At 68.7% G+C, this 18,690-nt stretch carries 13 protein-coding genes; 6 read left to right on the forward strand and 7 right to left on the reverse strand.

Annotation, left to right across the window (positions count from 1 at the left end):
* Window positions 1-83: 83 nt before the first annotated feature.
* Window positions 84-2,315, reverse strand: a complete 2,232-nt coding sequence (gene katG, locus LRP66_RS02150; RefSeq protein WP_230480845.1) for a catalase/peroxidase HPI — start codon at window positions 2,313-2,315, stop codon at window positions 84-86.
* A gap of 213 nt (window positions 2,316-2,528) precedes the next feature.
* Between katG and LRP66_RS02155 the strand changes: the two genes are divergently transcribed.
* From LRP66_RS02155 to LRP66_RS02165, 3 genes are all read left to right on the forward strand, one after another.
* Complete coding sequence (locus tag LRP66_RS02155; protein ID WP_230480846.1) at window positions 2,529-2,774, forward strand: hypothetical protein; 246 nt, start codon at window positions 2,529-2,531, stop codon at window positions 2,772-2,774.
* A gap of 207 nt (window positions 2,775-2,981) precedes the next feature.
* Window positions 2,982-3,416, forward strand: a complete 435-nt coding sequence (locus tag LRP66_RS02160; RefSeq protein ID WP_230480847.1) for a pyridoxamine 5'-phosphate oxidase family protein — start codon at window positions 2,982-2,984, stop codon at window positions 3,414-3,416.
* Window positions 3,417-3,459: 43 nt separating this feature from the next.
* Window positions 3,460-4,461 carry an SDR family oxidoreductase gene (locus LRP66_RS02165; RefSeq protein ID WP_329959228.1) on the forward strand — a complete coding sequence of 334 codons (1,002 nt, stop codon included), beginning with the start codon at window positions 3,460-3,462 and terminating at the stop codon, window positions 4,459-4,461.
* A 7-nt stretch (window positions 4,462-4,468) separates the two neighbouring features.
* Here LRP66_RS02165 and LRP66_RS02170 read toward each other — a convergent pair whose 3' ends face one another.
* From LRP66_RS02170 to LRP66_RS02185, 4 genes are read right to left on the reverse strand one after another with little or no spacing between them, the layout of a single operon-like run.
* Complete coding sequence (locus LRP66_RS02170; RefSeq protein ID WP_230480848.1) at window positions 4,469-5,455, reverse strand: DUF2891 domain-containing protein; 987 nt, start codon at window positions 5,453-5,455, stop codon at window positions 4,469-4,471.
* Window positions 5,452-6,405 (reverse strand): DUF979 domain-containing protein, encoded by a 954-nt coding sequence (locus LRP66_RS02175; RefSeq protein WP_230480849.1) that lies wholly within the window; start codon window positions 6,403-6,405, stop codon window positions 5,452-5,454. Before LRP66_RS02175 ends, LRP66_RS02170 begins: the two co-directional genes overlap by 4 nt.
* Window positions 6,402-7,070: a 5-oxoproline transporter, DUF969 family subunit gene (locus LRP66_RS02180; protein ID WP_230480850.1), complete on the reverse strand. Its 669-nt coding sequence runs from the start codon at window positions 7,068-7,070 to the stop codon at window positions 6,402-6,404. Before LRP66_RS02180 ends, LRP66_RS02175 begins: the two co-directional genes overlap by 4 nt.
* 11 nt (window positions 7,071-7,081) lie before the next feature.
* The gene (locus LRP66_RS02185) at window positions 7,082-7,591 is read right to left on the reverse strand and encodes a winged helix DNA-binding protein (RefSeq protein ID WP_230480851.1); all 510 of its coding nucleotides are present in this window, start codon (window positions 7,589-7,591) and stop codon (window positions 7,082-7,084) included.
* 97 nt (window positions 7,592-7,688) lie between these two features.
* Here LRP66_RS02185 and LRP66_RS02190 point away from each other — a divergent pair, with 97 nt between their 5' ends.
* Window positions 7,689-11,231 (forward strand): hydantoinase B/oxoprolinase family protein, encoded by a 3,543-nt coding sequence (locus LRP66_RS02190; protein ID WP_230480852.1) that lies wholly within the window; start codon window positions 7,689-7,691, stop codon window positions 11,229-11,231.
* A 2-nt stretch (window positions 11,232-11,233) separates the two neighbouring features.
* Here LRP66_RS02190 and LRP66_RS02195 read toward each other — a convergent pair whose 3' ends face one another.
* Both LRP66_RS02195 and LRP66_RS02200 read right to left on the reverse strand, forming a co-directional pair.
* Complete coding sequence (locus LRP66_RS02195; protein WP_230480853.1) at window positions 11,234-13,657, reverse strand: ABC transporter permease; 2,424 nt, start codon at window positions 13,655-13,657, stop codon at window positions 11,234-11,236.
* Between the two features lie 30 nt (window positions 13,658-13,687).
* Complete coding sequence (locus LRP66_RS02200; RefSeq protein WP_230480854.1) at window positions 13,688-16,099, reverse strand: ABC transporter permease; 2,412 nt, start codon at window positions 16,097-16,099, stop codon at window positions 13,688-13,690.
* 212 nt (window positions 16,100-16,311) lie between these two features.
* On the opposite strand from LRP66_RS02200, the gene LRP66_RS02205 reads away from it, so the two are divergent.
* Together LRP66_RS02205 and LRP66_RS02210 are read left to right on the forward strand one after the other, a co-directional pair.
* On the forward strand, window positions 16,312-17,541 hold the full coding sequence (locus LRP66_RS02205; protein WP_230480855.1) for a sigma-54-dependent transcriptional regulator: 1,230 nt from the start codon (window positions 16,312-16,314) through the stop codon (window positions 17,539-17,541).
* Window positions 17,531-18,688 (forward strand): sensor histidine kinase, encoded by a 1,158-nt coding sequence (locus LRP66_RS02210; RefSeq protein WP_230480856.1) that lies wholly within the window; start codon window positions 17,531-17,533, stop codon window positions 18,686-18,688. The genes LRP66_RS02205 and LRP66_RS02210 overlap by 11 nt, the downstream gene beginning before the upstream one ends.
* Window positions 18,689-18,690 lie beyond the last annotated feature (2 nt).

The raw sequence follows: 18,690 nt of genomic DNA on the forward strand, positions 1-18,690 counted from the left end.
AGCCAATCCTGACCGTGGCACGCATAAGAAAAGGGCCGCGTCCCGCGACGCGACCCTTTTCCCCAACGCGGTAACCGGACGGATCAGATGTCCATACGACCCGCATTCATCACCTTGTCCCACGCCTTCACGAAGTCGCGGACGAACGGCGCATTCGAGTCCGAGCAGGCATAGGCCTCAGCCAGCGCGCGCAGTTCCGAATGCGATCCGAAGATCAGGTCGACGCGGGTCGCCGACTTGGTGTGCTCCTTGGTCCGGCGATCGCGACCCGCGAAGCGATTGTCGTTGTCGGTCGGCTCCCACTCGGTGTTCATGTCGAGCAGGTTGACGAAGAAGTCATTCGACAACGTGCCGACCCGGTCGGTGAACACGCCGTCGGTCACGCCGAGCGCATTCGCACCCAACACGCGCAGGCCACCGACCAGCACCGTCAGTTCCGGCCCACTGAGGTCGAGAAGCTGGGCACGATCGACCAGCGCTTCCTCCGGCACCATGAATTGCGGCCCCTGCCGATAGTTGCGGAAGCCATCCGCCAGCGGCTCAAGCACCGCGAAGGACTCGGCATCGGTCTGGTCCTCGCGCGCGTCCATCCGGCCCGGCGTGAAGGGCACGGTCACCTCGACCCCGCCATCCTTCGCCGCCTTCTCGACCGCCGCGCAACCGCCCAGCACGATCAGGTCGGCCATCGACACCTTCTTGCCGCCGGTCGCCGAGGCGTTGAACTCGCTCTGGATCGCTTCCAGCTTGGCGAGCACTTCGGCGAGCTGGACGGGGTTGTTGACCTCCCAGTCCTTCTGCGGTGCCAGCCGCACGCGCGCACCATTGGAGCCGCCACGCTTGTCCGACCGGCGATAGGTCGAGGCCGAAGCCCAGGCCGCACCGACCAGCGCGGGAACCGACAGCCCCGAGCCAAGGATTTTCGCCTTCAGGCCCGCGATATCGGCGTCGTCGATCACCGGGTGGTCGAGCGGATCGACGCGGTCCTGCCAGATCAGCGGCTCCTGCGGCACGAGCGGCCCGAGATAGCCCTCGACCGGCCCCATGTCGCGGTGGGTCAGCTTGAACCAGGCGCGTGCGAAGGTTTCGGCGAAATAGGCCGGATCCTTATAGAAGCGCTCGGAAATCTTGCGATATTCCGGGTCCTTTATCATCGCGAGGTCGGAGGTCAGCATACGCGGCCGCTGCTTCTTCGACGGGTCGTGCGGATGCGGCACGTCGGCGGGAGCGGACGTGGCCTCCCACTGCCAGGCGCCCGCCGGGCTCTTCACGAGCTCGAACTGGTCCTCATATTCGAACAGGTTGCGGAAATAGTTGTTCGACCAGCGCGTCGGCGTCTGGCTCCACGTGACTTCCAGGCCAGAGGTGATCGCATCACCGCCCGAGCCGCTCTCATGCTTCGAACGCCAGCCCAGGCCCTGATCCTCGATCACCGCGCCTTCGGGCTCGGGACCGACGAAGGACGGATCGCCCGCGCCGTGGGTCTTGCCGAAGGTATGACCGCCCGCATTGAGCGCGACGGTTTCCTCATCGTTCATCGCCATCCGGGCGAAGGTCATGCGGATGTCATGCGCTGAGGCGACCGGATCGGGATTGCTGTTCGGCCCCTCCGGATTGACGTAGATGAGACCCATCTGCACCGCACCCAGTGCCGGGTGAAGCTGACGCTCGCCGGAATAGCGCTCATCGCCCAGCCAGCTCCCCTCGGGGCCCCAGTAGAGCTCTTCCGGTTCCCAGGTGTCGGCGCGGCCGCCCGCGAAGCCGAACGTCTTGAAGCCCATCGACTCCAGCGCGACGTTACCGGTCAGGACATACAGATCGGCCCAGCTGATCTTCGCGCCATATTTCTGCTTGATCGGCCAGAGCAGGCGCCGGGCCTTGTCGAGATTGGCATTGTCCGGCCAGCTGTTGAGCGGCGCGAAACGCTGCTGTCCGCCGCCCGCTCCACCGCGACCATCGGTGGTGCGATAGGTCCCGGCCGAATGCCACGCCATGCGGATGAACAGACCGCCATAGTGACCGAAGTCGGCGGGCCACCAATCCTGGCTGTCGGTCATCAGCGCGTGGAGGTCCGCGATCAGCGCGTCGAGGTCGAGCTCGGCGAACGCCTTGGCATAGTCGAACGTCTCACCCAGCGGGTTGGAGCGCGGGCTGTGCTGGTTCAGCCCTTCCAGACGGAGCCGCTCGGGCCACCAGTCCTTGTTGCCCGGGCCGCCGCGACCGCCGCGCTTTCCGGCACCGCCGCCGCCACCGCCGCCATGCGCGACCGGGCATTCACCGGCGTTCGGGCCCTGCCGTTCTTCGATCTCGGAAGCCATTCGTCCACTCCTTCAATTCCGTCCGCGCGCCGACGATCGCCGTCCGTCGCCCGGGACCAGCGCATAAGGCCGGATCAGCCCTGACCTGTAAAGCCGACGATCTTCGTCAGACTGATCGACCCAGCCGAACAGACGAGCCGTGCCATCGAAGCGTTCCGCGCGTGCGACGATCGCCCTCGCCGATGCGTTGAGGCGTTTTCCCGGAGAGACATCATGACCGACTTGACCTCGACCCAGATCGGCGTGCGCCGTGCCGCCGAAATGGCGGCGGTCTTCATGATCGGCGACGGTATGCTCGGCCTGTTGCAACCGACCCGGCACGTGACGCTGTGGCGGTCGGAGGTCGGCGCGGTCGATGCGCTGGTCCGCCCCTTTGCCGGACGACCCGGTCGCCGCCGCGCCTATGGGCTGTTGCAACTGACGGCGGGGCTGACGCTGGCGGCGGTCCTGCGGCGATGAGGGTGGCCCTGCCACATCCCAGCTTCGGGCGGCCGGACCCAGATGGCGGTCGGCGGCCATAGCTAAGGTCGCGTCGATGACCGCCAATCCGCTGGCGCATACTGACACAACCGGATGAACCATAAGGCGATCCGGCCGTTGCACTTCGACAGAGAATTCAGCGGCTTGGCATAATGCCGATCCCGCGACTGCCGGGAGTATCGACGCATGGCCCAATGGACGCTGGCGGACCTGTCGAAGAAGATGGCGAAGCTCGACTTCGCGATGCTCGGCACCCGATCGGCCGATGGCGGGATCACCGCCCGGCCGATGAGCAACAATGGCGATGTCGATTATGACGGCGACAGCTATTTCTTCGCCTATGGCCATTCGCGCAAGGTCGCCGAGATCCGTGCCGAGCCACAGGTTTCGCTCGGCTATACCGGCCCCGTGGGAATGCTGGGCGGGCCGCCGCTCTTCATCGCGATCGAGGGGCGCGCGACGCTGATCGACGACCGGGCGCAGTTCGAGGCGCATTGGACGAGGGACCTCGACCGCTATTTCCCCGAGGGGATCGATACGCCCGATGTCGTGATGATCCGCGTCCATGCCCAGCGGATCCGCTATTGGGACGGTGGCGAAGAGGGCGCGGTCGCCGCCTGATCCGGGCTTCCAACACCGGGGACACGATAACAGGGGACATGATATGAGCGATCTCGAAACGTCGCGCCGTGGCGTGCTGGGCGGAGCGGCGCTGGGCCTGGCCGCCGCCGCCAGTCCCGCCGCCGCGATGGCACAGGCGACCGGCACCGCACAGGGCCCGGCGCCCAGTCTGCGCGACCCGCGCAACGTCTATACCCGGACGCCATTCCCCGAACAGCGCCAGCCCTGGCCCGCGCTTGCCAGCAAGATGACGCCCCGCCCCGATCATGGCGAAACCAGCTATCGCGGCGCGAACAAGCTGACCGGTCGCAAGGCGCTGCTGACCGGCGGTGACAGCGGCATCGGTCGCGCCGCCGCCATCGCCTTCGCGCGCGAGGGGGCGGACGTCGCCATCAACTATCATCCCAGCGAAGAGCCCGACGCGCACGAGGTCGCCGATCTGATCCGTCAGGCGGGGCGGAAGGCGGTGCTGCTACCCGCCGATATCCGCACGCAAAAGGCCTGCGAGGAGACGGTGCGCAAGGCGATCGCGCAGCTCGGCGGGCTCGACCTGTTGGTCAACAACGCCGCCTATCAACAATCGAAGGCCGACATCTCGGAGATCAGCGACGAGCAGTTCGTCCGCACCTACGAAACCAACGTCTTCCACGTGTTCCGCTTTTCAAAGGCCGCGATCCCGTCGATGCCGCCGGGGTCGGTGATCATCAATACGATCTCGCAAAACTCCTATGATCCGGGCGAGGACCTGATCGACTATGCCTCGACCAAGGCGGCGATCCAGAACCTGACTCGCGGAATGGCCAAGCAGCTCGCGAAGAAGGGCATCAGGGTCAACGCGGTATCGCCCGGCCCGATCTGGACCCCGCTCCAGGTGGCGGGCGGGCAGCTTCCCGGTAAGATGCACGAGTTCGGCCAGGACACGCCGCTCGGTCGCGCGGGCCAGCCCGCCGAGCTCGCGGCGCTCTACGTCGCGCTGGCATCGGGCGAAACCACCTACTCGACCGGCACCGCCGTCGGCGCGCATGGCGGCGCGGGCTTCCCCTGATCGCGCCTCAGTCGAGGCCGGTCAGCGCCAGCAGCGCGAAGCTGGCCAGCCAGTGCTCGCCCATATAGTCCCCAGCGACCTCGTCCAGCGCGGCGTCGAGGTGTCGCGCCGCGCTGTCCGACAGCCGGTCCGCGACGGGACCTGAGAGCGCCTCGCCCAGGCTGCGCATGACCCAGGCGCGGCTGAGGTTCAGGCCGTCGAGATGCGCGATCTGGCCATCGCTCCGATCGCTGACCCGGGCGGGCGTGAACAGGGCCCCTGGCCGGCCCGCTGCCAGCTCGGGAAGGAAGGCGGCGAACCAGCGCGCGAAGCCATCCGGCGGCAGCAGCCGCTGCATCGCCATCGCCTCGATCAGGACCGGCGACAGGAAGTCCTGCCCGCTCGGCTCCCAGGCTTGCGCGGCCCGGTCCTGGCCGAACCAGCTTTCCGCCCGATCGGCCATCAGACGGCGCAGATCGTCGTCGCCCATGACGCGTGCATAGCGGTCGATCAGGACCAGCGCGAAGGCGGTATTGGCGTGGGTGCCGACCCGCACGGGATAGGTCAGCACCGGCAGAAACGCCCGCCAGCGCCCGGCAAAGGCATCGGCCAGCGGGCGCAGGGTCGCGGCATGAGGGCTGTCCGCTACGGTCAGTTCAGCGGCGAGCATCAGCAGCCAGGCCCAGCCATAGGGGCGCTCGAACCCGCGCGTGTCGGGGCGGTCGAGATAGGCGCGCTCCGCCTCGACCTTGGCGGGGGTGAACGCATCGGCGAACACCGCGTCGATCGCGGCGGCTTCGGCCAGATCCGGATAGAGGCGCCGAAGCCGAGCGAGCAGCCAATAGCCGTGAACGCAGCTATGCCAGTCGAAACTGCCATAGAAGATCGGGTGGACCAGTCTGGGCGTGTAGCGGTCGTCGTCGCCCGAATAGACGTGATCGGCCTTGTGCGGATATTCGCGGGTAACATGACCCAGCGCGATGCGGGCGAAGCGGGCGGCCAGGTCTGGGGTCATGGGATCCTTCCGGAAAAGCCGCAGGCGGCCAGAACCGCGATGTTGAAGGCGAGGAGCAGCAGCGCGGTCGGCCACTGCACGCGGATCACGCCGAACCGGTCGCGCAGTTCCAGGATGGCGGCGGGCACGATGTTGAAGTTCGCCGCCATCGGGGTCATCAACGTCCCGCAGAATCCCGACAACATGCCGAGCGCGGCGACGGCGGCGGGGTCTCCGCCGAAGCGGTGGATGACGATCGGCAGGCCGATCCCCGCCGTCATGATCGGAAAGGCGGCAAAGGCATTGCCCATCACCATCGTGAATAGCGCCATGCCGACGCAATAGGCGATGGTCGCAGCGACCGGCGTGTCGAGCGCGACGACGCTGGTCACCCCGTCCGCGACCACCTTGCCGACCCCGGCCGCCGCGAAGACGCCACCCAGTGCCGCGAGCATCTGCGGCAGCACCATCGCCCAGCCGACCGCATCCGACAGTCTGCGCGTCTCGGTCGCGGGCGCGGCGACGGGCGGGCGGGTCAGGCGGATCGCCAGGAGCAGCGCGACCAGTGCACCGGCCGCCAACGCCACCAGCGATATCTGCTTGGAATCGATCAGCGCCACCCCGCCGATCCGCCCGTCCGGTACGAGCAGCGTTCCCGCCAAAGTCACCACCGGCAGGGCGAGCGCTGGCAGGAACAGCCAGCCGCCCAGACGGGCCGACGGTACGGGCGCTTCGACGGCGCGGACGGGTGTCGGGCGGAGGCCGCAGGTCGCCAGGCCGACCATGATCAGGACCAGCACGCCACTGACGACATCGGGCAGCCACGGGCCCGCGCCGAGCAGTGCGGCGAACAGGCCCCAGAAGCCGGCATTGCGCCACCGCGTCGGCTCGCGGGCGTCGAGCGCGTGATGGACCGCCACCGTTCCGGGCAACAGCGCCGCCGCGATACCCAGCGCGTCGAGCCCGATCATCGCCGCCGCGCCATCAGCCGCCGATCGAGCAGCAGCAGCCGCGTGCCATGCACCAGCAACGCGGCGATTGCGGTCGGGATCGCCCATAGCGCGACATGCAGCGGCGCCACGACGATCCCCTCCTGCTCCAGGATCGCACGGATCAGCAGGATCGATCCGATCGCGATGAATACGTCCTCGCCGAAGAACACGCCGATATTGTCGACGGCGGCGGCGTGCGCGCGGATATGGTCGCGCGTGTCGGGGTCGAGCGGTGACGCCTCGTCGCGCTCCTCCGCGCCCTCCGCCATCGGCGCGATGATCGGGCGCACCATCTGGACATGCCCGCCCAGCGAGGTCAGTCCCAGTGCCGCCGTCAATTGACGCAGCAACAGATATCCGATCAGCACCCGCCCGGTGGTCGCGCCACGCAGACGCCGCACCACGTCACGCGCCCGGTCGCGGAGCCCCGCGCGTTCGAGCAATCCGATCGTCGGCAGGGCGAGCCACGCGACCGCCATGAAACGGCTGGAGACGAAGGCCTTGCCGATCATCGCGATCACCTCGACCGGCCCGAACCCCGCCGCTGCCGCGCTGGCAAAGGCCGCCACGGTCACCACCAGGAGCGGGTTCACGCCAAGCGCGAAGCCGATGATGATGATCGCGATGCCCGACAGGACCAGCATGGCCGCCCGCTCTACAGCGTCGCGGCGGCGCGGGCCGCCTGGTTATACTGACCCGACACGCGCCGTAGCAGGTCGGCGGCCTCCGAAAGCGCGGCGGCATCCGGGCCATCCGCCGAGACCGCCTTCGCCAATAGCCGCTCGCGAATGTCACGGTATCCGGCGCAGAATTCTCGCCCCGGCTCGGTCGCGACGAGCAGCTTCTCCTTGCCCTCGCGCCGGGTCGCGATCAGCCCTGCCCGCTCCAGCTTGCGCACCGCATAGGTGACGAGATGCGTGTCCTCGATATCCAGGACCAGCGCGATATCGGCGATCCTCTTGGGTCGGTCGCGGTGGCGGACCGTGTGGAGGATCAGCACCTCGATCGGCGTCAGCGCCAGTCCCGCCGCCGCCGCGCACCGCGTCATCCAGCGTTGAAAGGCCGCCGCCGCCAGTGTCAGGCTGAACTCCAGCTCGGACAGCGCGGGCGCGGAACCATCGGCGAGATGCGCCGAGGATACGATTGCACGCCGTCCGCTGGTCATAGCCCTTCCCTCATGCCGCCGGAGGATCGCGCTGGCCAAGCGCGCTGTCAACATGATACGAACAATCTGTCGATAATTTGCAGATAAGGTGTAGGCGATGACGCGCTGGTCATTCTGGGTCGATCGTGGTGGCACCTTCACCGACATCGTCGCCCGCGCGCCCGACGGCACGTTGACCACCGCCAAGCTGCTCAGCGAAAATCCAGAACGCTACGCCGATGCCGCCGTGGCCGGGATCCGCCAGCTTCTCGGCCTGGCCGAGGGCGAAGCCATCCCCGGTGACGCCATCGCGGAGGTGAAGATGGGCACCACCGTGGCGACCAACGCCCTTCTGGAGCGCAAGGGGACACGGACGTTGCTGGTCGTCGATCACGGCTTCGCCGACCTGCTCGCGATCGGCAACCAGGCGCGTCCTCGGCTGTTCGACCTGGCCATAAGCCTGCCCCAGCCGCTCCATGACGGGGTGATCGAGATAGGCGGGCGGATCGATCGCGACGGGCGCGCCGTAACCACGCTCGACGAAGCGGCGACCGCCGAGCTGCTCGCGGCGAAGCGCGCCGAGGGCTATGACGCGGTCGCCATCGCGCTCACCCATGCCTGGTCGCATCCAGAGGTCGAGCGGCGGGTCGCCGCGCTGGCGCGCGACGCCGGGTTCACGCAGGTCTCGGCAAGCCACGCGGTCAGCCCGTTGATCGGACTGGTCGCGCGGGGGCGGACCAGCGTGGTCGACGCCTATCTGTCGCCCGTCCTGCGCCGCTATGTCGACCGTGTCGCGGGCGCGCTGGAGGGTGTGCCGCTCCACTTCATGCAGTCGAGCGGCGGACTGGCCGAGGCGTCGGTGTTCCAGGGCAAGGATGCGATCCTGTCCGGTCCGGCGGGCGGCGTGGTGGCGGCGGCGCGGACCGCCGAGGCGGCGGGAATGCCGCGCGTGATCGGTTTCGACATGGGCGGCACCTCGACCGACGTGGCGCTCTATGCCGGGCGGTTCGAGCGGGTGCTCGATGCCGAGATCGCGGGCGTGGAGATGCGCGTGCCGATGATGGCGATCGACACGGTCGCGGCCGGGGGCGGATCGATCCTGCACTATGACGGGGCGCGCTTCCGCGTCGGTCCGGACAGCGCGGGCGCCGATCCGGGCCCCGCCTGCTATCGCCGGGGCGGCCCACTGACCGTGACCGACGCCAATGTGCTGGTCGGCAAGATCCAGCCGGCTCATTTTCCCGCGCTGTTCGGGCCGGAAGGCGACCAGCCGCTGGACGCCGAGGCGAGCGCCCGCGGTTTCGCCGCGCTGGCAAGGGAAAGTGGGATGGACGATCCCCGCCGGGTCGCCGAGGGATTTCTGGAGGTCGCGGTCGCGCACATGGCGGCGGCGATCAAGCGCGTCGCGCTGGAGCGGGGTGAGGATGTCACCGACTTCGCGCTGCAATGCTTCGGCGGTGCGGGGGGCCAGCATGCCTGCCGGGTGGCCGAGATGCTGGACATGCGCCGGGTGCTGATCCATCCGCTGGCGGGTGTGCTGTCGGCCTATGGCATGGGCCTCGCCGACCGGGTCGCGATCCGCCAGCGGTCGGTCGAGCGGCCGTTGGGCGAGCCGTTGGATGTCCTCGCCGACGAACTGGGCGATGCCGCCATCACCGAGGTGGGTGCGGGTGCGATGCGGGTCGCCACGGTCAATCTGCGCTATGCCGGGACCGATACCGCGCTGGGCGTCGCGCTGGCCGATACCGACAGGATGCGCGCCGCGTTCGAGGAGGCGCACCGCGCACGCTTCGGTTTTGTCAGCGCCGATCGGGCGATCATCGTCGAAACACTGGTGGTCGAGGCCATTTTGCCGGGAGAGCCCGCCACGCCCCCGCCGCTGCCACCGCGCGAGGGCGGGATGCCGGAGCCGCTGGCCACCGTTCCCGTCTGGACCGGCGGCGTCGAGCATCCGACCCCGATCCACGACCGCACCGGCCTCCGCCCCGGCGACCGGATCGTCGGCCCCGCGCTGATCCGCGAGGCGATCGCGACGACGATGGTCGAGCCGGGCTGGACGCTGACGGTAGGCTCGGGAGGCGAACTGATCCTGTCGCATGACGGCGCGAGCACAAAAGCTGTGCCCGATCCGGGCGTGGTCGATCCCGTCCGGCTGGAGCTGTTCAACACGCAGTTCATGGGCATCGCCGAGCGGATGGGGGTCGTGCTGCGCAACACCTCGGTCAGCGTCAACATGAAGGAGCGGCTGGACTTTTCCTGCGCGCTGTTCGACGCCGAGGGCCGCCTGATCGCCAATGCGCCGCATGTCCCGGTCCATCTGGGGGCGATGGGAGAGAGCGTTCGCGCCGTACTGGCCAGTCGCGGCGACGACCTGAAGCGCGGCGATGTCGTGGCACTCAACAATCCGTTCAACGGCGGCACCCATCTGCCCGACATTACCGTCATCGCGCCTGTCTTCGGGCCGGACGGAGCGATCCGCTTCTTCGTCGCCAATCGCGGCCATCATGCCGATATCGGCGGGCTGACGCCGGGATCGACGCCGCCCCGGTCGCGGACGCTGGAGGATGAGGGCGTCGTGATCGACGACTTCCTTCTGGTCGATGGGGGCGAGTTCCGCGAGGAGGCATTCCGCCGCCTGCTCGCCGACGCCCGCCATCCGGCGCGCAGCCCCGACACCAACGTCGCCGATATCAAGGCGCAGCTTGCCGCCAACGCGACCGGCATCGCCGAACTGAACGCGATGGTCGCCGCGCAGGGCTGGCCGATGGTCCGCGCCTATATGGGCCACGTCATGGCGAATGCGGAGGAGAGTATCCGCCGCGTGCTCAGCCGCCTGTCGGACGGTGTCTTCGACTATCGGATGGACGATGGCACGCCGCTGACCGTCGCGGTCAGGATCGACCGGGAAGCGCGCGCCGCGACGATCGACTTCACCGGCACCGGACCCGCGAGCGTCGGCAATTTCAACGCGCCCCCCGCCGTCACGCGTGCGGTCGTACTCTATGCGTTTCGCTGCCTGGTGGGCGAAGACCTCCCGCTCAACGAGGGTTGCCTCGCGCCGCTGACCATCGTCATTCCGGCGGGTTCTTTCCTGTCACCCCCGCCGGGCAGCGCGGTGGTCGCGGGCAATACCGAGGTCAGCCAGGCGGTCTGCAACGCGCTGCTCGGCGCGCTGGGGGCCGCCGCCGCCGCGCAGGGGACGATGAACAACTTCCTGTTCGGCAATGCGCGCCACCAATATTATGAGACGATCTGTGGCGGCACCGGCGCCGGGCCCGGTTTCGACGGCGCTTCGGCGGTGCATAGCCATATGACCAACACCCGGATTACCGATCCCGAGATACTCGAGTTCCGCTACCCCGTCCGGCTCGACCGCTTCGCGATCCGGCGCGGGTCGGGCGGCCGGGGGCGGCATCGCGGCGGCGACGGTGCGGTCCGGGCGATCGCCGCGCTGGAGCCGATGACCGCCACGCTGGTGGCCTCGCGCCGGACCATCGCACCGTTCGGGCTGGCGGGCGGCCAGGAAGGCGCGCCCGGCACCCAGCATGTCGAGCGCGCCGATGGTCGCCGCGAAGCGATGAAGGGCACCGACCAGGTCGAGCTCCAACCGGGCGACCAAATCGTGATCGAGACGCCGGGCGGCGGCGGGTACGGGCGCTAGGCTCAATCGTGCCGGAGCGCCCAGGCCGGGGTGGCACGACTGGCACGGAGCGCCTGGCCGAGAACGGTCAGCACCGCGATGACGATCGCCACGCCGCTGGCGCCCGCGAAATAGAGTGGCGACAGCGCGATGCGATCGTCGAACCCCGCCAGCCAGGTCCGCATCGCGACGAACGCGATCGGCCAGGCGAGCAGGTTGGCGATCAGCACCGGGCGCAGGAACTGCCCGACCAGCAGCGTCACGATATCCCACGAGGAGGCGCCGAGCGTCTTGCGGATCCCGATCTCCTTGACGCGCCGTGCCGTGGCGAACGCGGCGAGACCCCACAGCCCGACGCACCCGATCGACACCGCCAGCCCGGCGCCGATGCCGAACAGCCGCGTCGCCTGTTCGTCGGCGGTGTAGAAGTCGGCGAGCCGCTGGTCCGCCGTCCCCATCACCAGCGGCACCTGCGGCGACAGCCGCTGCCAGGTCGCGCGGATCCGGTCGCGCATCGCCGCCGGGCTGCCCCTGTAGCGGATGGCGGCGATGGCCGGATAGGGAACGTCGCGGACATATTGATAGAAGGTCGCCGTCTCGGCCGTGCGTGGCGAGGCGAAGCGGAGCTGGTCGATGACGCCGATGATCGTCCGGGGCGCACCCTGCCCTACCGTCTTGCCGATCGCCGCGTCGGGGGTTCGAAAGCCAAGCTGCTCCAACGCCTTGCGATTGATGACGACGTTGCGGCCGTCCTTCCATCTGGTCCAGTCGCTGGCGTCGTCGGCCCGGTGCGCGTCGTCGAACAGCCGCCCGGCCAACAGCCGGGGTCCATAGGTGCGGAAGAAGTCGGGGCCGACGACGATGTTGCCGATGGTCAGCTTCGGGCGTCCCGGAAGATCGAGTACGTCCAGGCTGGAATTGACCATGCCGGGCGCAGAGGTGCTGGTTCCGACCGCGTCCACGCCGGGCAGGCGGCGAAGCGCCGCGATGATCGGGCGGGCCTGATCCGGATAGACCCGCTTGTCGGCGAGCGAGGGAATGAGCATCAGCCCCTCGCGCCGGAAACCCAGGTCCGAACACCGGACATGCGCGGTCTGCGCGACCAGGACGACGGTGCCGATCAGGAAGGCGATGGCGAGGCCGAACTGGAGGATGACCAGCATCTCGCGCGAGCGTGTTCCGCTCCGCCCGCCCCCCGGCGATCGTGCCGAGGCCAGCACCGCCGCGGCCGGAAAGCGCGACAGCAGAACCGCCGGATAGAATCCCGCCGCGAGCGCGATGACCGCGACCAGTCCGGCCAGAAGCGGCAAGGCGAGCGCATAGGGGAAGCTGAGCGACAGGCCACCCGCCGCATTGACCAGCGGCAGGCTGATCTCGGCCAGGATCATGCCGAGCAGGCTGGCGATGCCGGCCATGGCCGCCGCTTCGCCCAGGAACTGGCCGATCAGCGTCGCCCGATTGGCGCCAAGGACCTTGCGCATCGCCACCTCCCGCGCGCGCAGACCCGATTGCGCGGTCGCGAGGTTCACATAATTGATGATCGCGATGAGCAGGGTGAGCACGCCGACCAGCCCCAGCGTCGTCACCGTCAGCTTGCGCGCATTGCTTTCCACGCCGCCGACGGGTTGCAGGTGCAGGCGGGTGAGCGGCAACAGCGAAAGCGAGACGATCCTGGCCGGATCGGGGCCCAGATCCCGCCCGGCATGACGCCGGATGAAGGCGGGCATCTTCGCCTCGAACGCCCGCGCCGCCGCCGCGTCGGGCAGGCGGAGATAGGTCGCACCATCGACCATGCCCCATTTATACCATGACCAGGCCACCGGTGGAGGCGGCGTGCGCGGCATCGGGACGAGGATCGTCGCCTGCAGATCGGTGGTCCTGGGCAGATCCCGAAAGACTCCGCCGATCCGATAGACTTGCGGCGCATCGACGGCGATGGTGATGCTCTGCCCGATGGGATCGGCATCGCCGAAAAGCCGCTTCGCCTCGCTCGCGCTGAGCAGGGCGCCGGCGGGATCGGACAGCGCGCGCCGACCGTCGCCGCTGACCATCGGGATGTCGAATACGTCGAGGAAGCTCGGATCGACCTGTGCCACGTCGGCCCCGATCGCGTCATTGTCGCGAATGACGCTGCCGCCCTGCTTGCCGCCGCGAATGCGTGTTCCGACAAGCTCGGGAAAATCCTGCCGAAGCTGTTCGAGCAATCCCGGCATCGTCACCGGATAGGCGCCGTTGAAGGGGCTGCCCGGCAGGTGAAGCTCGGTCTCCACGACATAGATCTCGTCGTGATGCGGGATCCAGCGTTCGAAGCTCGTCTCGAACCGGACATAGAGGCCGAGGACCAGGAACACCGCGATGCCGACCGCGAGGCCGCCGATGTTCAGCGCGCTGTGCAGCCGGTGGCGGGCAAGCGAACGGTAGAGCGACATGAGCGCGAAGCGGTTCATCGGTCCGGCCTTTCCATGATGGCGGTGCGATCAGTCATGGCGCAGGGCCCAGGCGGGGGTGGCGCGGCTGGCCCGAAGCGCCTGGCCCAGCACGGTCAGCACCGCGATGACGAGGGCGACGAGGCTCGCCCCGACGAAGTAGAGCGGCGACAGGCTGATCCGATCATCGAACCCCGCAAGCCAGGTGCGCATGGCGACGAAGGCCAGCGGCCATGCGATCAGGTTGGCGATCAGCACGGGCCGCAGGAACTGGCCGACCAGCAGGCGGACGATATCGGCCGACGACGCGCCGAGCGTCTTGCGGATACCGATCTCCCTGACCCGGCGCGCGGTGTTGAACGAGGCCATCCCCCACAGCCCGACGCACCCGATCAGCACCGCCATCCCCGCGCCGATCCCGAACAGCCGGGTCGCGCGGTCGTCGGCTTCGTAATAGCCCTGAAGCAACTGGACGCCCGTATCGCCCTTGAACGGCGCCTCGGGTGCGACGCGCTGCCATGCGGCGCGCACCGCGTTCATGACGGCGCGCGGATCGCCGTTGAAGCGGATCGTGACCGAAGGCCAATGCACGATCCCACGCGTGTAATAATACATGGTCGGCTGGTCGGGCGCACGTGGCGAGAAGAAGCGGAGCGCTTCGATGACACCGACGATGGTCCACAAATGGTCCTGCCCAACCGTCTTGCCGATCGCCTGTTCGGGCGAGGCGAAGCCTAGCGCGGCGACCGCCTGGCGATTGATGACGATATTGCGCGGGTCGCCGCGCTTCTGATCGGTCCCGTCGTCGGTCCGGTGCGCATCATCCAGGAAGCGGCCTACGAGCAGCCGGGGTCGATACAGCGAGAAGAAGTCGCTGCCGACATTGATCTGGCGCAGTGACGGCCCCGGTCCCGCCCGCCCCGGAACCGGGACATTTTCGGCGTTGTTGTTCCCCAGCCGCCCCACGGCGGTGTCGGCGGTTGAGACCATGTCGACGCCGGGCACCGCCTTGAACGCGGCGATCAGCCCCGGGCGCTTGGCGGCATCGACATAGCTCACCCATGGCAGGATCAACATCCCGTCCCGGCGAAAGCCAAGATTGGCGGTGCGGAGATGACGGGTCTGCGCGACCAGCACCCCGGTGCCGATCAGGAAGGCGATAACCAGGGTGAACTGGAAGACGACCAACGCCTCGCGCGCCCGCCACCCGGCGCGCCCGCCACCCGGCGCGCGCGCGGACGCAAGAACCGAGGCGGCGGGAAAGCGCGACAGCAGCACCGCCGGATAGAAGCCCGCGGCGGTGCCGACGACCAGCGAGACCAGCAGCAGCACCGGAATGACGACCGCATAGGGCATGGCGAGCGACAACCCGCCCGCCGCATTGACCAGCGGCAGGCTGATCTCTGCCAGGATCAGGCCCAGCAGTCCGGCCACGCCGACCGCCAATATCGCTTCACCCAGGAACTGACGGATCAGCGTCGCGCGATCGGCGCCCAGCACCTTGCGCATTGCCACTTCCCGCGCCCGCAGGCCCGCCCGCGCACTCGCCAGATTGATATAGTTGACCATCGCGATCAGCAGCGTCAGCACGCCCACCAAGCCCAGCGTCACCACGGTCTGCTTGCGCCCGCCGCTTTCCCCACTCACCGGCTCCAGATGCAGATGCGTGACGGGGACCAGCGGCAGGCCGAGCTTCGACGAGGCGTCCGGGCCCAGATCACGTGCTCCGTGACGATCGATAAACCCGGGCATCCGGTTCGCGAACGTCCTGGTCGCCGCCTCGTCGGGGAAACGCAGGAAGGTCTGCACCGACCCGCTGCCCCAGCGGGTCCACCATTCCTCGGGATGGAAGGTCGACAGGCGGGTCAGGATGGAGAACGGGAAATCGGTCGTCTTGGGCAAATCCTCGAACACGCCCGTAACGCGGCGGGTGGACTTGTCGTCCAGCATCAGGGTCAGGTTCTGCCCGATCGGATCGGCATCGCCGAAAAATCGACGTGCCGCTGAACGGCTAATCACCACGCTCATCGGATCGGCGAGCGCGGTTGCCTTGTCGCCCGTCACCATCGGCAGGTCGAAGACCTGGAAGAACGAGGCATCGACCTGGGCGATATCCTCCAGCTGCGCGATGCCGCCGCGCATGACGCTGCCCCCCTCCTTCCCGCCCATGTATCGGGTGCCGACCAGGCCGGGAAAATCCTGCCGCATCTCGTCCAGCAGACCGCCCATCGTGTCGGGAAACCGGCCGACATAGGGCCCATCCGCACGCTTCCAGTCGTTCTGAACCAGATAGACCTCGTCATGATGCGGTAACCATCGCTCGAAGCTCGTCTCGAACCGCACATAGAGCGAGAGCACGAAGAACACCGCGATCCCGACCGCCAGCCCGCCGACGTTGAGCGCGGCATAGAGCTTGTGGCGGGTGATCGAGCGATACAGTGAGGTCAGCGCGAAGGTGTTCATCTGGACATCCCCCCGGATCGCATCGTGCCGATGATAGGACAAGCGTTCGGCATGACGCCATGCCCCGCCGCCAGTTGCGCGCCCCTTGCGCGGATCGGTTGATCGGTCATCATGGTCGGACTGTCACTGTCCAGCGCCGGAAACGCCAACTCGCTATGAACAAAGACTTATCCTCGACAGCGGCGGAATTGGCCCCGGCGACGTGGAACACTATGTCCGCGTCCGGACAGTCGCCAGCGCTGTCAACCGCCTGGGACATATTGCTGGTCGAGGACGATCCGGCGGTCGCGCGGACGACGGAGATCCTGTTTCGGCTCGCCGGGCATCGGCTGGAGATCGCCCCCGAGCCGCAGGCCGCCTATTCCCGACTGGCGGAGCGGCGCTACGACGCGATCCTGCTCGACCTGAATTTCGGCATGGGTCGGACCAGCGGTGACGAGGGGCTCGCCTGCATCGCCCGGATCATGGGCGACGATCCGGCTGCGCGGATCATCGTGATCACCGCGCATAGCGGTATCCGTATCGCGGTCGCCGCGATGCAGGCGGGCGCGCGCGACTTCCTGATGAAGCCGTGGCGCAAGGACGATCTGCTCGCCAAATGCGCCGCCGTGATCGGACAACGCGATGCACCCGCACCCCGGCTCGTCACGGGCGGGTCGGAGATGCTGGGCGACTCTCCGGCAATCGAGGCGGTACGGGCGATGATCCGCCGGGTCGGACCGACGGTCGCCAATATCTGCGTCACGGGACGGTCGGGATCGGGGCGCACGCTGGCGGCGCTGGCCGTCCATGCCGCATCCGGCGATGCCGCAACGCCGGTCACGCGCGTCGACCTGCGTGACAGCGACCAATGGCCGTCGATCGATACGGCACTCGGCACGTTGCTGCTCAAGCATCCCGACGGACTCGACGCGGTTCTTCAGGCGCGACTGCTCGACCGCCTGCTCCCCGGCCAGCGTTGCATCAGCGTGGCGGACTCGCTCGCGCCCCTGTCGCCGGCGCTGCGTCGTCGGCTGTCGACGCTGGAGATCGCCATCCCGCCGCTCGGCACGCGGCGGGAGGATATGGGGGTGCTGGCCCGGCATTTCGCGCGGGTCGCGGGCGCTCGCTTCGGTCGCCCGGCGCGGCTCACCCCCGCTGCCGAGGCGATCATCGCCGCCACCGACTGGCCCGACGAGGTGCGCGGGCTGGCCGCCGCGATCGAGCGGGCGGTACTGCTGTCCGACGACGGCGTCGTTGACGCCGCGGCGCTCCGGGCCGCCAGCCCGCCGCCCGGCATCGCGGACACCGCCCCCGCAGCGGCGCTCCGGCTCGACGATGCCGAGCGGTTGATGATCGTCGCCGCCTTGACCGAACATCGCCACAATATCTCGCGCGCGGCCGCCGCGCTGGGGATCAGCCGGGGCACCCTATACCGGCGCATGGCGCAGCATGGCCTCTAGCACGGAGCGGACGGCGATCGCCGTCGGTGTGTCGCTGGCCATCGCGGGGGCGGTGGTGGGCGCGGCGTGGACGCATGGCCTGTGGCTGGCGATGACCGGCGGGCTGCTGGCGATCGCATGGCTGCTGCTCCTGAACCTGTTCGCCGTGCGGCGGCGGGCCCCGCTTCCCCCCGCGCCCGTCATGACGGACGAACGAGAGGCGATCCTGCACCGGATGTTGCTCGACGCCTCTCCCACCCCGCTGCTCGCGGTGGACGGGACGGCGGCGCGCGCGCTCAACCGGGCGGCGCGGCGGCTGTTCGACACCGACGACCGCATCCTGCCAGCCCCGCCGAGCCTGCTCGAGGCGGAGGCGACGCATCTTCGTCACGCAGGACGCGGCTGGCGCATCGACCGGGTCGACGTGGGCAGCCATGCGGTCGTCGCGCTGATCGATGTCGAGGGCGAAGAACGCGTCGCCGAGGCACGCGCGAGCGACGAAATGATCCAGGTGCTGGGGCATGAGATGCTCAACGGGCTCGTCCCCATCGTATCGCTGGCCGAGTGCGGGATCGCCGCCGTCGAGGCGAAGGACGGCGACCCCGCCCTGTTGCCCGAAATCCTGACGACGCTCGCCCGCCGTGCCGAGGGGCTGCAACGCTTTACCCAGGCCTATCGCACGCTCGCACGGTTGCCGCCGCCGATGAAGCAGCCGGTGGGGCTGGCGGAACTGGTCGACGATCTCGCACGGCTGTTCGCCAGTCGCTGGCCGGAGACGCGACTGAGCGTCGCGATCCCGGCCGATCTGACCGCCGCCGTCGATCGTGACCAGCTGAGCCAGGCGATCTGGGCGTTGTTGCAGAACGCCGTGGAGGCGGCGAAGGGCAGCGACGGCCCGGCGGTGACGGTCACGTGCGAGGCGCGCGACGGTCGCATCGTGCTGGACATAGCGGACAATGGGCCGGGCGTTCCGGCCGAGCAGGCCGCCACGATCTTCCGCCCCTTCGCGACGACCAAGGCCGAGGGGACGGGTATCGGCCTGACGCTCGCGCGCCGGATCGCGAGAGCGCATAGCGGTACGCTCGACCTGGCGAGCGCGGTCCCGGCGACCTTCCGGCTCAGCGTGCCGGTTGGGGAGTCGGGAAAGCCGTCCCCGGGCCGGGGATGACC

This window comes from Sphingomonas sp. Leaf21, assembly GCF_916858675.1.
Classification (GTDB): Bacteria; Pseudomonadota; Alphaproteobacteria; order Sphingomonadales; family Sphingomonadaceae; genus Sphingomonas.